This is a genomic window from Cryobacterium ruanii (genome assembly GCF_004404055.1).
GTDB classification, from domain to species: domain Bacteria; phylum Actinomycetota; class Actinomycetes; order Actinomycetales; family Microbacteriaceae; genus Cryobacterium; species Cryobacterium ruanii.
In genome coordinates, this window is sequence record NZ_SOHK01000012.1 from 1 (window position 1) to 15471 (window position 15471).

14 protein-coding genes and 1 pseudogene are annotated in these 15471 nt (G+C 63.5%); 10 read left to right on the plus strand and 5 right to left on the minus strand.

Annotated elements, in window-relative coordinates; translation table 11 throughout:
* The 10 genes and pseudogenes from E3T47_RS15845 to E3T47_RS07190 form a co-directional block, all read left to right on the plus strand.
* A pseudogene (locus tag E3T47_RS15845) lies at nucleotides 1–240 on the plus strand (hypothetical protein); the annotation flags it as partial.
* Nucleotides 237–1907 carry a hypothetical protein gene (locus E3T47_RS07145; RefSeq protein ID WP_134555443.1) on the plus strand — a complete coding sequence of 557 codons (1671 nt, stop codon included), beginning with the start codon at nucleotides 237–239 and terminating at the stop codon, nucleotides 1905–1907. The pseudogene E3T47_RS15845 and the gene E3T47_RS07145, both read left to right, overlap by 4 nt.
* Nucleotides 1904–3379, plus strand: a complete 1476-nt coding sequence (locus E3T47_RS07150; RefSeq protein WP_134551474.1) for an ATP/GTP-binding protein — start codon at nucleotides 1904–1906, stop codon at nucleotides 3377–3379. The genes E3T47_RS07145 and E3T47_RS07150 overlap by 4 nt, the downstream gene beginning before the upstream one ends.
* A 4-nt stretch (nucleotides 3380–3383) precedes the next feature.
* A complete protein-coding gene (locus tag E3T47_RS07160) occupies nucleotides 3384–4448 on the plus strand; it encodes a hypothetical protein (RefSeq protein WP_166784252.1) in 1065 nt (354 codons plus the stop codon).
* Nucleotides 4449–4704: 256 nt separating this feature from the next.
* Complete coding sequence (locus E3T47_RS07165) at nucleotides 4705–4947, plus strand: glutaredoxin family protein (protein WP_134551472.1); 243 nt, start codon at nucleotides 4705–4707, stop codon at nucleotides 4945–4947.
* A 425-nt stretch (nucleotides 4948–5372) separates the two neighbouring features.
* Nucleotides 5373–6035, plus strand: coding sequence for a hypothetical protein (locus E3T47_RS07170; protein WP_134551471.1), 663 nt, complete (start codon nucleotides 5373–5375; stop codon nucleotides 6033–6035).
* Nucleotides 6036–6199: 164 nt separating this feature from the next.
* Nucleotides 6200–6562, plus strand: a complete 363-nt coding sequence (locus E3T47_RS07175; protein WP_134551470.1) for a hypothetical protein — start codon at nucleotides 6200–6202, stop codon at nucleotides 6560–6562.
* Nucleotides 6563–7119: 557 nt separating this feature from the next.
* On the plus strand, nucleotides 7120–7818 hold the full coding sequence (locus E3T47_RS07180; RefSeq protein ID WP_198416605.1) for a DUF6998 domain-containing protein: 699 nt from the start codon (nucleotides 7120–7122) through the stop codon (nucleotides 7816–7818).
* 174 nt (nucleotides 7819–7992) lie between these two features.
* Nucleotides 7993–8415, plus strand: a complete 423-nt coding sequence (locus E3T47_RS07185) for a hypothetical protein (protein WP_134551469.1) — start codon at nucleotides 7993–7995, stop codon at nucleotides 8413–8415.
* Between the two features lie 614 nt (nucleotides 8416–9029).
* Complete coding sequence (locus E3T47_RS07190; protein WP_134551468.1) at nucleotides 9030–9305, plus strand: hypothetical protein; 276 nt, start codon at nucleotides 9030–9032, stop codon at nucleotides 9303–9305.
* 1332 nt (nucleotides 9306–10637) lie between these two features.
* Here the strand turns inward: E3T47_RS07190 and E3T47_RS07195 are convergent.
* The 5 genes from E3T47_RS07195 to E3T47_RS07215 are packed head-to-tail and all read right to left on the minus strand — an operon-like array spanning nucleotide 10638 to nucleotide 15429.
* Nucleotides 10638–11462: an alkaline phosphatase family protein gene (locus tag E3T47_RS07195; RefSeq protein ID WP_134551467.1), complete on the minus strand. Its 825-nt coding sequence runs from the start codon at nucleotides 11460–11462 to the stop codon at nucleotides 10638–10640.
* On the minus strand, nucleotides 11455–12537 hold the full coding sequence (locus tag E3T47_RS16335) for an ABC transporter ATP-binding protein (protein WP_241982052.1): 1083 nt from the start codon (nucleotides 12535–12537) through the stop codon (nucleotides 11455–11457). Before E3T47_RS16335 ends, E3T47_RS07195 begins: the two co-directional genes overlap by 8 nt.
* A gap of 26 nt (nucleotides 12538–12563) precedes the next feature.
* Nucleotides 12564–13421: an ABC transporter permease gene (locus tag E3T47_RS07205; RefSeq protein ID WP_134551465.1), complete on the minus strand. Its 858-nt coding sequence runs from the start codon at nucleotides 13419–13421 to the stop codon at nucleotides 12564–12566.
* The gene (locus E3T47_RS07210) at nucleotides 13418–14335 is read right to left on the minus strand and encodes an ABC transporter permease subunit (RefSeq protein ID WP_134551464.1); all 918 of its coding nucleotides are present in this window, start codon (nucleotides 14333–14335) and stop codon (nucleotides 13418–13420) included. Before E3T47_RS07210 ends, E3T47_RS07205 begins: the two co-directional genes overlap by 4 nt.
* On the minus strand, nucleotides 14335–15429 hold the full coding sequence (locus tag E3T47_RS07215) for an extracellular solute-binding protein (RefSeq protein ID WP_166784250.1): 1095 nt from the start codon (nucleotides 15427–15429) through the stop codon (nucleotides 14335–14337). Before E3T47_RS07215 ends, E3T47_RS07210 begins: the two co-directional genes overlap by 1 nt.
* Between the last annotated feature and the right edge of the window lie 42 nt (nucleotides 15430–15471).

The window sequence follows — 15471 nt, forward strand, 5'->3', positions numbered from 1 at the left end:
GGAGCCGGCGCAGGCGCGGCCGCGGCTGAGACCGGGCTCGCCGCCGCTGGGACGGCGGAATCAGCGACCGGCGCGGGCGCGGTCGTCGGCGTCCCGACGCTGATCGCGGCGGCGGGGATCGCCGCCGCGCACAAGAGCATCGAGGCCGTCGGGAAAGGCATGGACATGGTCCAGACCGCCGGAGAGCAGGCGACGGAGTCAATGGATGACACCCCAACCCTGGGAGGAGATCACCCATGATGACGGACCTACGCAATCGTACGGTCATCCGCTATCTAGGCGGGGAGAGCGGGCACCGCTCCTTCTTCGGCGGCACGCACTCCCGCGCCCGCATTATCTTCCTCGCGGGGTCGCTCGTGTTCGGGATGGTGTTCACCCCACTGATCGGCTGGCCCGCCCTCGCAGCGGCAGCAGTCAGTTGCGGGGTGACGTTTCTCGTCACAGCGAAAACACACCGCGGGTCAATCGTCGACCGGCGGCGCAAGCGAGCCCGGTGGAAAAAGCGCACCCGGGCCGGCACGACCCGGTTCGTGCCCTACGAGGTCGGCGCGTGGGACCAGCTCCAGCAAGCCCTCACCGACGCCCGCACCACCAAGGACATGGTAGCCCGGGAGACTGCCGTGGAGGCGGCCAAGGCGGTGGTGGCGATGCGGGCCAATCCGGACGGGTCGGACGGGCTCGGCTGGCTGCAATACGGCAGGGGCGAGCCCGGCATCGCCTGGCACGCCCCGGTCGGGGAGCAAAGCTACCTGTCTGTAACGTTCACCGTCAGTGGTCAGCTCCGGGGGATCGAATCGGCCAGCGTCATGGCGCGCGCCGCCCACGGCTGGGGCGCGTTCCTCGCCGCCCGCGCCGTCCCCTCCGTCCTCGTCCAAGACGTGCAGATCACCACCCGGGTGCTGCCGGCCGATACCGCGTTGCAAGAATTCTGGGTGCTCAACAACCTCGACCCGGCGGCGCCGGTCGACGCGGTCGCCTCCTACGAGGAGGTACTGCGGCTGACTGGGAATGACGCGATGGTGCAACGCCACTTCGTCACCGTGAACTGGCCCCTCACCCCCGTATTCTTCGACGCCGCTCGCAAATACGGCGACGGCCGAGATGGATGGCGGGCGTTGATGCGGCAGGAAATCGCCTCAACCAAACGTGGTTTGACGGAGTCAAAAATCGGCCGGGTGGAGGTGCTGACGGCGCGGCAGGTGGCGGCGGTACTGCGGCATCAGCAAAATCCGTCGCGGCCGATCGACTTCGTCGCTAACGTGCACCCGAACCGGGTCGGCGAACCCGCCGAGGAGGAGTTCTCCGCGCACATCGTTGACAGCATCGACCCGCTCACCGGCCTGCCGGTGCGGTGGTGGCATCGCACTGCCGCGATCCGCGCCGAAGCGCTCGCGACCGCGGCCCGCACGCAGCTGTGGGTGTTGGATCTGCTGATCGGGAAGGACATCCAGTTCATCCGGTCAGTCAGCTTTCACCTTCACCTGGTTCCGGCGTCGGAGGCGAAAGTCGCCGCTCGGCAAGACCTGGTCCGTGACACCGCCGAAGCCCTCTCCCGCAGGGAGGCCGGGCAGCTGGACACGGACGATACCGACGTGCACATGACGGCCGCCCGACGTCGCCGGCAAGATCTCGTGTCCGGGTCGCAGCACCACGGCGCCGTCTGGATCGGGTTCGTGACCATCTCCGTCCGCTCCCGGGAAGAGCTGGCGCGGGCGTCGCGGCAGCTCGAGGAGACCTGCTCCACTGGCCTGGGCATTGAAAGTCTGGACTGGCTCGATTCGTATCAGGCCGCCGCGTCGGGCACGACGTGGCCGATTGGACGCGGCCTGGTCGCGTCGGCGCCGTCGTTCTCCGCCCGCGTCTACAGCCGCCTGGCCGGCAAATCCGACAAGGAGGCCCTCACATGACCACACCCAACGACACCAGCGTATCCCGCTCGAGATTGTGGGCGCTGCCGGTGCTGCGCCGCTTTGCGCCGCCCGCTGAGATTCCCGCTGACGAGGCCGGGGGGATCGACACGGCTGGTAGCCACGGTGCGGCAGAGATTGTGCCGTGGGCGCTGCCGGGCACGGCGTTGCGCACGCAAGCGGCGGCCGCGCGTCGCGGCTTCTACGCTCCGGTGCTGGCTGGCGCACCCACGACGACGCGGCAAGCGGAGATCCTCAACACCGCACTGATCGGGCCGCCGACCGGCACCCGCGGTGTCGTGAACGGGCGGGACGTGTTGTCGCGGACGACGATCTCCCACGACCCCGTCACGGCCTACAACTCTGAGCCGCGGGAGGTGTCGAGTCCGAACGTGATCGTGATGGGCGACGTCGGCGCGGGCAAAAGCTCGCACACTAAATGCAACTACGTCGTCCGCCCGCTCCTGCTGCAGGGGCGGCGTGGGGTGGTGTTTGACAAGAAGGATCAGAACGGGGAGGGCGAGTACTCCAACGTGGTGCGGCATTACGGGTTTGAACCGATCCGGTTCACCACGGACGGCACCGGCACCACCTTGAACCTGCTCGATCCGATGATCGCCCGCGGCACCGGCGTCAAAGGACAGACACGGCTGCTGAACATCGTCACTCGCATCGCCCGCGGCGATCAGCCCCTCAATGAATGGGAAGAGGAGGCCCTCCGTGCGGCGCTGCGCCGCACCGTCGGCCAGGCCCACGGGCGGGTGCCGGTGCTCGCCGACGTGCTGCCGAACCTTGGCCTGGTCGTCGACGATGACGACTACCGCACCCTGTCGGTCACCGCCCGCGACGACCTGCACAAGGCCGGCCTATCCGTGAAGTGGACGTTGAACGGGCTGCTCGACGAATACGCGGGCCTCCTCGACGGCGAAACGTCCGCAGCGGTGGACCTGAGCGGCAAGCTGACATCGTTTGATATTTCCCAGCTGCCCGATGACGGCCCGGCGGTACCGGTAATCATGGCGATTGGGAACATGTGGATGCTGGGCCGGCTGCGCAGCGAACGCACCTCCGCGACGACCGTCGTTTATGAAGAGGGTTGGCACATGATCGGCGGGCCGTCGGCGCAGCTGATCAAAGCCAACCAAAAACTCTCCCGGGGCCTAGGTATCTCGAACGTGTTCGTCATGCACAAAGGCACCGACATCCCCAAGGACTCACCCGGCATGGCAATCATCCAGGAAGCACAAACCGTGGTCGTCTACCGGCAGTCCCGCCCCGAAGACGCCCTCTGGTGCCAGCAAACGTTCGGCTTCGCACCGGAGACGGCGCGCACCATCGAGACGCTGGCAGATGGGCACTACATCTTCAAGTTCGGGTCGCACCCGGAAACGCACGTGGAGCACATCCGCTCCGAGTGGGAGCGGCAGCTGACCAACACCGACGAGGGCCTATCCGTCGGCACCATCTTCTAACATCATGGGCCTGGTCAAACTCCTCGCCGCCAGCCTCACCGGCCTGCTCCTGACCGTCGGCGGCACCGTCGCCCTCTCCTCCGGCACCGGCACCACCTGCGGCCTGACCGCCGTCAACAGAGCGGATGCCTCCGAGCACGCGGCTGTCGTCGGGTATAGCGGCGACCAGCTCGCCAACGCCGCCGACATCATCAACGCCGCCGCCCAGCTCGGCCTCACTGCGCAGGCGCAAACTCTCGGGGTGATGACGGCGATTGGGGAGTCGAGCCTGGTCAACCTCGACCACGGCAACACCGCCGGGCCCGACAGCCGCGGCCTGTTCCAACAACGGGCCACCTGGGGATCCCTCGCGGAGCGGATGGACCCCGCCACCGCGGCACGGCTGTTCTTCCAACGCCTAGTGGCGCTATCGGGGTGGGAGACAATGACGCCGTCGGCGGCAGCATCCGCCGTGCAAATCAACGCCGACCCGGAACACTACGCACCGTTCTTCGCGCCGGCGACCGACGTCGTCACCGCGCTCACCGCCAGTGCCGGCGGCGCCTGTGGTGTCGGTGGAGGGGATGCGGTCGGGCTGGCGCAGCAGCTCGTCACCGCCGCCGACAACGGGCAGCTGCGCGGCCTCGTCCCGGACCACCTGAAGGAGATCCGGTGGATCGCCACCGGGCAAACTGTCCCGGACTGCGGGATCGACACCCGCATCCTGCAGGTGATGGTCCTGGCCGTCAACCAGTTTCACCAGGTCGGCGTCAGCGACATCAACCGCAAATGCACCGGGCAACTCCTCGGCGCCGGCACCCAGTCCTCACACTGGATCAACGGCGGAGGCGGAGCCGTCGACTTCTATTCCCTCGGCGGCCGCAGCCTCACCGGCGCCGACGGCCAGTCCCTCCGCCTAATCGGACTCCTCGACCCAATCATGCCGCCCGGGGCACGGATCGGGCAGGCAGACTGCCGGCGGGAGGCCGGCATCAACTTGGCGCTGTTGCACTTCACCCCGTTCGACGACACCTGCAATCACCTGCATCTCGACGTCGCGTTCACGGCTGATCCGATGACCGTTGGCTAACCGCGCAGCTCTACTCGCGTCAGGGGCGGTGTCTCTTCGTTCGAGGAGCCTGCTGGCCCGGGCGGGCGCTGACCAACGTGCGCACGAAGTGCCGACCGGTGGAACAACTGGGCTCGGCGTTCCCTCCGGTCGCTTATTTCCTCACCCACTGGCCCCACCATCCGGTCCCGCACTTGTGGTCGCTTCCTCCCGGGCACAGCGAACCTCCGCTACCGAACAGCACCACTCCGACAGTGTGAGTGAAAGGAGCCCCGCGATGAACGAAACAGTCGGCATCATTGTCTACACGAAACCGAACTGCCAGCCCTGCAGGATGACCAAACTCAACCTCGACAAGCAGGGCATCAGCTACACCGTCGTCGACCTCACCGAAACACCCGCCGCCCTCACCTACGTGCAAGACGAACTCGGATACAGCAGCGCTCCCATCGTCGTCATCGACGACCACAACCACTGGGCCGGCTTCCGCCCCGACCTCATCGCCAAAATCGGCCACTAACCCCGCGGGCCGATCGACGAGGCCCGCGGCAACAGGGCCACGCGTCTGGCGGTGAAGCGACCAGGAGCGCGCCGCAGAGAGCGACCAGCAGGGTGAGCACCGCTCGGCGCGGGAGCTCGTCAACCTCGGCGTGCTCAACCTCGTGAATCAGCGGTCGCACCTCGGCGACACCGGCTAACACCAGACGCAACCCCGTAAGCACCGGGGAGACCCTGCGGGTGCTCGGACCGCTGCGCGGCCGTCTTTTTCGTTTTTTTGTCTGTCTGGCCGGTCATCGTAGTTCGCTTCCGTGCCTACGTGCCCACCTGCTCGGGCGCGGTCGCAGGCTCCCTTATTTCCCCCGACCAGCCGTGCACTTCGGCACTCCCGCTCTCTATCGATTCTCTTGCCAGCCAGGCAAAAAAATCAGTTGAGCGGAGAGAATCATGCCCCAGTTCCCCATCACCACCCGTCCCGAACGCACCAGCGATGACATAGCAGCCGACCGTAAAGCAGCCAACGCATTCTTCGCCCGATACACGACCACCGACAGCCCCAGAACTCAGCGCGACCGAGACGCCCTCCTCCGGTTCTACAGCTACGACTGGAACCTCATTTGCTGCGTCATCGAAGCCACCGAATGGGCCCGAATCCACGCAGACGATAGCGCCGCGCACCGCGCCGCACGACGAGCTGAACGCGCCGCCGAAGCAGCCCTGAACGACATTCCTGCACGCGTCGATTCCCGCCTACGCCCCTACGTGCACGCCGCAACCATGAAGCGGATGCCGACCCCCGGGGTGACGCGCCGCCCGGTGAGCGAACGCCTCACGGCCCGAGGCCAAGCCGACCGCTTCTGGGCCCTGTGCCAGAATCCCACCGCCAAGTTTCGAGCCGCCGTCCTCAACGACGCCGACCAGCCCTTCAGTCAGTGGCTGCTCCTGCACCCCGGCTATGGGCCCCTGCAGGACGCGCCCGACGGATACGCAGGGACCCTTCGACTGCCCAAGTCGCAACGATTCGTGCCCGGCTCAGTCCGACCCGCAGGAATCAGCTACGACCGTGCACTAGAAATCGCCCTCGCCGCCCTCGACAACACCAGCCACTAACGCCCGGTGAGGCCGCCGCCAGGCGGCGGTCTCACCCGGTGAGGGGGAACATCCCCCTCACACTCCCCGCACAGCGCGACCTTATCCACAGATCGCCCTGATCGCCGGCGGCCGCCGCTTCCCGCGAATTAGCGTCAAGGCCTACCCGTCGCGAAAGGGCCATCATGCGTTTTCTCAAACTTGCCGTCACCACCTACGGACACGACCGCTCCCGGCCGATCATCGGCGCCGACGACGTCTGGATTAACCTCGACCAGGTCGTCTCGATCGAGGAACAGCTCGACAGCAACACCTTCGCAGACGCTGTGCGAGAGGGAATCGCGCCCGAAGAGCACTACCCCTGCGTGGAGCTGACCACCTCGAACGGGAGCACACACCTCGTGTCGCTCGGCGTGTACCCAGATCAGTCCAGCGGCTTCGCCACCCTGACCCGATTCGTGCCCCTGCTCCTTGGTGACAGCGACGATGACGCCCGGCTCGCAGAAATCTTGGACTGCACGCCCTCGGTCAGGGCGCACCGCCTCTAGGTGAGGGTGCCTGCGAATTCATCGAATTCGACGCTAGTCATGCCAGCCGACGCGCGGAGATCTGACGCTATGAATTCATCTGGTGGAGTTTGTCGAAACCTGGACCGAGACCGGTCCGGATTCGCGAATGTTCACGGTTCGACGCCGACCAACGACGACTGAGAATCTAGCAGGGCGCACCAGCGAGGTTCCAGGCAGGACGTGCCGGAGTCAGGAGAAGCTACCTTGGGTCACTCCCAGCGTTTCAAGTGAATGGGGTGGTAACCGCGACCGGCGCCGATCCGGTTACCTTTCGATTAAGAGTATGGCTCTATCAGGGGTTTCTGCGGACTACCGGCATCTTCGATCTTCCTTGATCAAGGGTGCTTTTTGCTGTCATCTGTTTTCGTTGGTTGTCGCTGAATCTGCGGAATAGATGCGGGGTTCGACGGCAGTCTCAGGTGGGCGCGCTCGGCCCTATTCTGATCCCAGAACCCATCGTTTCGGTCAGTTAGATACCCACTGAGCACGACTTCTGACAACGTTCGGCGCCGCTACAGTTCGCTAGGCTCGACGCCATGCTGCTCGATGACGACACGATTACGCCCACAGCTCTCGCCGAGGACCTCAGAGTGGATCCGCGTCAGGTGCGTGGGTGGCTTCGCGCAAACGGAATCCGCTCAGAGGTAGAACGGTGGCAGCGTTGGAGCCTGACCCCCGATCAGGCTGACCTCGTCCGCAAACACTTCGGCAACGCAGGGGCCGTCGAGGCAGAATCGCGACCGGCCTTCATCGGGGAGGGCTGGACCGTCGGACAGCTGCTTGGCACATATGCCTCAATACTCGAGGAACTGCGCAAGCGCGGTCTTGTTCGGACGAACAACGCTCCCGTCGGTGACCTGGCGGAGTATGCGGCAGGGATTGTGTACGGAGGTGTGCTGGCACCGAATTCTGAGAAGGCCTACGATCTGATCGCATCAGACGGCCGACGCATCCAGGTCAAGGTTCGTAACATTCGTCCTGAGACGAGCCCGTCGGCTGTCTTTTCCGTGATCCGCTCATTTGGATTCGACGCGTGCATTTTCGTGCTCATCGACACTCTGAATGATCGGGTGCAGGGCGCCTTTGAGTGGACTGCTGCTGAGGTTCAGGAATTCGGAGTCCACCGCGAGCACACCAATGGAATCGCGATCCGTGTCGGCCAGGCTCGCCGGCACGGTATCGATCTCACGGATCAGGTCGACGAAGCATGGCGGGAGATGCTGGCATCGGTGTGAACCTACTCGTGGGCCTCAACTGTGACGGAAGTCCGGAGGATGCTCACGAGGGGCAGTGCAGTTAGCGGGAAGTTCGACCGGCCGATGGCGATCCAGCCATGCGCACGGCCAGCCTCACCACGGCTATTTCCCTGACTTCCAAAATTTCCGACGTCGTAGTGTCAAACTTTCAAGATGACAGCCGATGCCGAATCGATCCCACTCCTCGTTACTCTTGGTCACTCCGGTGACGGTATGTTCAACCTTCGCTTCCCACCGGAGTATAGGGACGAGATTCTGTCCCTCCTCGATGACAACGGCATCGAACACGGCACCATCATGGAGTTCTCCGCGGGTACAGACCTGGCAATCGAGGCCGTGAAGTTTCTCGGTGCGGGCGGAGGGCTGGTGGCCATCTCATTGATGATCAAGACGTTCGTGCAACGGCACAATGGCAAGCGAGTCATCCTCAAGCGCGGCGAGTTTGAAATAGAGGTTGCCGGCTTCTCGGAGAAGAAAACAGAGCAGTTCCTTCAGACGATGGCGACTGAGCAAGCTCAGCGGGACGCTGAGTGGCGCCGGGTGGTCGGAAAGATGCCAGTGGACGAAAACGACTGACCGGTCACCGTATGAGCCACGGCGACTGGTGTTCCTGATCCTGGAAGCAGGTGATTCCGCAAGGGGTCCGATGCCTTGGACGCTGGCCCGGCCGCGACGCCCAGAAACGACCGATTGCGGGCTGAAGTAATGCGCCTCACGTCTGGGATAGCGGGGGCGCGTTCGTAGTCCTCGCGAAGGAGGTCAGTATGCCAGACTTCGAGCGTGATCTCAGATTCCGTGCCGTGGCGAGAAGAGCTGCTTAAGGTAGCTATCGCGCTGGAACGACGGGCTGAACTGAAGCGGTGGACAACAAGGACTGGGTTCCTCGTCGAGCGTGACCTCATGGTCGGCATGTTCACCATCCGGCGCCTGATCGAGTCCGCGAAAACGTCGTCACTGCTGCCACGCGAACGACTGTCCTTCGGGATGCATCCTCTGACGGGTCGTGTTCCCGGGATCTATGACCGGTGGGCGTACTGGGAGTACTACGACATGGATTCGAAGCGCCAGACCGAGTTAACCGTTCAGGAGCTGGTCAGCTTGTTCATTCACTCCTTCGTTCTCGAGTTCTATCCTCAATCGGAGCATGGACCAGCGACGATCTGGGTCGTGTCTGACCATGATCGGCATAAATGGCTCTACTCGATCTCGTTCGCGAGGGTCGCCGCGCTCTTCCGGAGAGTTGGCAACGAGGACGTTATTACCAGTACGCCACCGACGCGCAGAACGGCGACGTCGACCACGCTGCCCCTACCCAGAGCATCACCATCACACTGTCTTTTCCCGACCGAGCTGCACACGGCATCAACGCAGCCGCGCTGATTCGCAGCATGATCGACGCCGGACTAGGCCACTTCTGGGAAGGCGACCAAGACGACGTAACCGCCACATCAACCGCCACGCCCTAACCGCAGGGCCGACCCCTCACGGGCTCGGCCGCGAGGGGGATGAAACCCCAGCCCCTTGTGCGCTGGCAGGTGGGGCACTTACGATTGCGCCATGGACTACTTGATTGTGTTGGCAGTCACGTTCCTGGTCGTCGCGGTGGTCCTCGTCTGGGGTGGGATCCATTGGCGCCGGACACGGAGGACCTCGCGTGATGACCTTGTCCGCGCCGGCGGCGATGCGCATGTGAGTTCGTATCGGGCGTCTCGCCGAGCCGAGGGCGACGCGGCCTGGACTCGAATCGGCGGCGGCGGCGGCGGAGTTTGATCGTGCCCGGTTGACTCGATGGACGAACTGAACTGCGACAGCTGCCAGTAAATCAGCTTCGCATAACGGTAATAGAGACCTGTCGAGCCCCTCGAGCTGCCTGCCGTCCCTGTCCGCGTTGATCGCCCGTAGATGGCGGGGAAGCGCAATGTTCCGGTTCCGCGACCGATCAAGGGCACCGAGTGCGAGATCTTCTTCGGCAATATCGCGCCCGAACGTGGGTGGACTGATTTCGCCGTTGCCAGCGGAAGCCGCCAGAACGTGACCGGGCGGGGCTGCTGCTATTAGCCGTCTTGTTAAGAGCAGGGCACCAAGTCGGGTGCCCGGCCGCTGCGCAAGCGTAGTGATGTGCCATCGCCCGAAGCCTTTTGGCGTCGTCTTACAAATGGGGCTTAACGTCCGGGTCCCACTCGCGAAGATGACCGCACCTGCGACTAGCCACAGCACCGCGGAGCCCATGATAATCAGTCCCAGCGGTACTGAGGCCAAAAATGCGACAGCGGCTACGATCCCGATCACCACGTAGGTCAGGATAACGATGACGCACGCGGCGAGGATATCGGCGAGAGGGCTCCACCTTACGAGGATGACCATCCCATTGCGGTCCGTCGACCCATAGACCCCCGCGGCGCAGCATGCCGGTGAGGATCGTCATCAGGGCCAATGGGAAAGCGACGATCGCCACGGTGCGGATGTGACTAAGCCGCGATCCGCCGCCCTCTACAGGTCGGCCGGTGGATCGAGGCTTATTTCCGGCCGACCTGTGATCGGTGCGCATGGCACTGGATCAAGCACCCAACGAAGCTGGCCTGCGACCCTATGCACGACGCCTTAACCAGAATACTTCAGCACAGTATCCTGAGCGACGCGGTACCTTTTGGGGTGCCGACACGTTCGCCACCGTGCATAGAGCACGCCTCCGCCACGGCGCAGCACTTCACGCCCGACGAGGTTGATGAGGGTCGGCGCACCATCTGGGACGGGACACTTGACGTCAGGCGAGAACTGTTGGAGCAGACCACAGCCGATTACCACGTTGGCAAAGCTGCCCGAGAACCGGTGGTGACCCGAACTGAGACGGACGCGATCTCTGCGGAATCGCGCAGCTCGTACTCCAAATTTGGCTCCGAACACGCGATCCAGACCTGCCGCTCGACGAGGCTGTCGCCGCCGTGCCCGCCTGCATCGACATGGCCATGGTCAGTCGTGACAATCACAATCCACTCGTCGCTGTCCAGTCGTGCGTCAATGGCATTGAGGAGCTTGCCGAGATGTGCATCGCAGCGACGGATCGCAGTCTCATACTCACCGCCCACCCCGAACTCATGGCAGGCCTCGTCGGCCTCACCAAAGTAGACGAACGCGGCGCGGACTGGCTCGTCGGCGAGGCGACGGACGGAATATTCCGCGACCGCCGCATCCGCACGGATGTAATCTTCGACCGTCTCAGGGCCGCACTCGGCCACGAAACATTCGACCGTTTCAGGATTAACGAGTGGGCCGCATCCGACCCGGCTCGCCAGAGGAGCCCAGGACACAGCGGCGAAGAGCTCCGAGGTGGGCCGCCGCCGGAGGATGCGCGACAGGAAATCTGGCGCATGGATGCCGTCGCCGGGCGGCCTCTCATTGCACACCACACCGTGTTCGTCGCTCCATAGGCCACTCAAGACGGTGGCCCACATTGGTCCGGAGACCGTGATGTTGCGTGGGTCCACCAGCGGCGTGGCAAGGAAACCGCTCGCAATGACGCGATCGAGAGCCGGAGTGGGAATGCGCGTAAGCATGTCGAGCCGCACACCGTCGATGCCAACGAGGAGCAGCCTGTGAGGAGATTGTGTCGGCGTCTCAGACACGGCTGACCGCCAGAAGTGGCGCCGCCCTGTCCATTAGAGTGCCGTCCACGAAAACTGTGATGTCCTCAGGTCTCACCAGAACGATAACCGTGTCACCCTCAACGAGTCTGCGTGCTACCTTCGCGGGCACCTGTGCCACGACCTGGCGAACTTCGAGTGAGTCCGCTTGCCCGCAGAGCGTCAGCTGAAGCGTGCTCGTCGCCCCGAGGAAGATCATCACGTCGACGCGCGCCGCCACCCCGCTTGCGTCTTTCCCCGGCAACTGGACGAAGACGTCCTCACTGCGAAAAGTGCACTCTACCCTGGTGCCATCCACCACTGGCGAATCGATCTCAAATAGTCCGTGCCATTCGAGCAGTCCCGCGTTCGCCTCGACCTTCACGACCGAGCGCGAGCCGATGAACTTCGCTGCATGCTTCGTGCGCGGCTTCAAGTAAATCCCCTCTGGCGTGTCGACTTGCTCGATCTCGCCCTGCCGCATCAGCACAACCTTGTCCGAAATGGCGAGTGCCTCCGACTGGTCATGAGTCACGAAAATGGTCGTGATCCCGACCGCGCGCTGGATGGCCCGCAATTGGTCGCGAAGCCGGGTGCGCACGAGTGCGTCGAGGGCACTCAGAGGTTCGTCGAGCAGCAGTACCCGAGGTTGCGGGGCAAGCGCACGGGCGAGCGCGACACGCTGCTGCTGGCCGCCCGACAGCTGATTCGGCCGCTTGTGCTCATGCTTCTTGAGGTCGATAAGTTCGACCATCTCGTCAACTCGGGACTCGATCTGCGCGCGCGGAATACGCATGACGGTGAGAGGAAAGGCAATATTCTGTCGCACACTCATATTGGGAAACAGGGAGTACTGCTGGAAGACCATTCCAATTGGGCGTTGTTGAGGGGTTAGTGCCGTCACATCGGCGCCATCGATGAGGATGCGACCACTCTCGATGCCGTGCAGCCCGGCGACCGCCCGCAGCAGGGTGGTCTTGCCGCAGCCGGAAGGGCCGAGCAGCGACACGAATTCCCCGTCTTCGATGTTGAGCGATACGTCATTCAATACGACGTTGCCGGCATACGACTTTGTCACGTGATCAAGTGAAACTGTTCCCACAGCTACTTTCCTTTCGTTGCGGGCACGAGGTCGAATGCCCCGGCCGCATTAGTGATTGATCGTGGCGTGTCGATGCGAGTGATCAGCAGCGACAGCACGAACATCGCAATGAACGTCGTGAACGTGATGGCGGCCAGTTCTCCTCCAGCCCCCGGGTTGCGGCCAGAGAACATGCGCAGAGCCCAGAGTGGCAGGGTCTCGTAGGCTGCGCCCGCGAGCGTCATCGTGATGGCGAATTCGCCAAATGCGGAGGCTGCCACCAGCAGAGTTCCTGACATGATGCCCGTTCTGATCGACGGGATGATCACGCGAACTGTGGTCTGGAGTGCGCCGGCCCCGTTCACCGCTGCCGCCTCCGAGAGTTCCTTCGCGCGATTGGTTAGTAATGCATTCTCGACCGCCCAATACAGGTAGGGGAAGGTGGCCGCTGCGATCGTGGCGGTGAGCAACCCGAAACTGCCGAAGAGGTTTGGCGCGATTTCCGCGGTGGTGAATTGCATTCCGGCAGCAATGACAAGCCACGGCAGGGCGAACGGCACGACGGCGAGTGCATGGATGATGGGGCGAACCCGCGGAGAGGTGACGACCGCCACGTAGGCAGCCGGAATGACGAGCACCAGGTCGATGACCACAACACAGACGGTGAGGAGCAACGAGCGGCCCGCCGCCGCGAGCACTTCCGTACTCGACAGGGACGTGATCCACCTGGCGAGGGTAAAGTCGGTCGGCAGGATCGTGCCCACCCATCCGTCTGCAAGGCTAAAGAGCAGGAGAACGACGAGGGGCAGACCGAAGAAGACGGCCACAGCTCCGAGCAGAATGCGCTGCGACTTGCCCGTTTCAGTCATCGCGCGGCTCATAGGATTTTCGCTCCTTGCTTCTGGATGGTGCGGTAAAGCCACATAGTTCCAATTGCCAGCACCATTAAAAGAACGGCGAACGTTGCCGCCCGCTCCAAGCCGAACACGGCACTTTGCAGGTCGCGTCCGATTTCCACTGTGATCAGTGCCACGGATTGGGGTGATGCGGTGACGACGTAGGGCAAGGCGTAGGACCCCATGGACCAGGTAAAGATCTGCAGGGTATGGGCCGCGATGAACGGCGCGATCACCGGGAAACCGACACGTCGCCAATAGCGAAAGCGCGATGACCGTGACACCTGCGCGGCTTCCCACCACTCGGCACGGAGCATCCCAAAGGACGGCATAGAGAGAATGACGTACAGGGGCAGGTGAATGTAGAGGGAGAGGAGGTTCAGGCCGAACATCGAACCGAGCGATGGGAACGGATTGCCGCCGAAAAGCTGCGCCCACAGCATGGTGATTGCCCCGCTGGTGCCGATAAGGAGTAGAAAGGCAAAGGCCAGGCCTGGTCCGCCGAAACTGCTGGCGACATTCATGAGCGGCAGCCACCAACGCCGTCCACGCTGCCCGAGCCGGAGCATGGCTAGTGCGAGCGGGGTGCCAATGACAGCGCACAACAGCGCCTGTATGGCGGCGAACTGAAGCGACCCGAGGATCGCCTGCCGGTCGACGCTGGAGCTGAGCACGGCAACGAAGTTGTCGAATCCGATCCCGCCAGCGCGCAGTTCCAGCGAGCTCTTTACGAGCGCGAGCAGGGGGAGTACGAGGCACGCGATCCCAAACAGGATGAGGGGAATCGCCGGCAGGGCCGCGACAACTCGCGAACGCCGGCCCGCACGGAGGGACTCCGCCGATAGCGGCCGGGCAGGGGCCCGACCGCTATCGGCGTTCCTGGAGCGCGTTAGGCTCACTAGGCCTTGGCCTTCTTGTTGTACTCACTGATCAGGACCTCGGGATCGATGTCACCCAGGTCGATTACCTGGGTGTTCGTGAACATCTCGTCCGGCAGCCAGCGTGACTTGCGTTCCTCCGGAATCTCGAGGTCGCCATTGACGTACCGAATCGGACGTGCGCCGAAGTCGGCGAACAGCAACTGACCTTCATCGCTGATCATGAAATCCATGAAGCCCTTGATGAAGTCCATGTGCTCGGTGTTGTAGCCGTTGGCGAGCAACGACGATGGCATGTAGATGGAGCCATCCTCCGGCACAACGTAGACGAGTTCCACCCCCTGCGCGGCGGCTTCCTCGATTGCCGCGATGGCATTGAAGTCGTATTGCAGATAGATGGCGTACTCACCGCGGATGAGCGAGTCGAGGCTCGATGGGGCGGACGAGATGTTGTCTGTGGCGTAGAGCTCGCTGAGGTAGTCCCATGCGGCGTCGAGGTTTCCGACATCACCGCCGCGGGCAAGAGCGATCGAGAGGATCGCCGCCTGCTCAGAACCGCCGTTAGGTCCCATGAGAGCGCTGGACGCGATCTTGCCACCCGCATAGTCGTCGCTGAGCAGGTCATCCCAAGTCTTTGGAACCGGGGCTACGGCGGGGTTGACGAGGTAGCCCATTACGCCAGTGAAACTGTTGACCCAGCCGCCAGTCTCGGCATACTGACCAGGTTCCAGCTCACTGACCAACTTCGGCAGGTAGCCCGATGTCACGCCGATATCTTCAGCGACCGGCCCCCAGAGCCCGCCAATGTCGTTGAAGAATCCGACCGGATTGCCTTTCTCCGCGTTGTAGCGTTGGATGGCCTCGCTCGAGGCCATATCGGTGTCAGCGTGCGTGCAGTCCGCGCCGTGCTGCTCGCAGAACGTGGCGAGGAGCTCTCCATAATTGGCCCACGAGTCGGGAAGGCCGTAAGTGGTGATGGCACCAGCCTGCTCGGCGATCTTCGAAGCGTCTGGCGGAGTGGTCCAATCGGCATCCGTTCCGCTGGCCACGCCTGACGGTGAGCTGCAGCCCGCCGTTATGAGCACAAGCGCCGAAGCGGTCGCGATGGTAAGCATTCGACGAATCATGGTGGGGTTCCCGTTCTTGTTCGTTGGGTA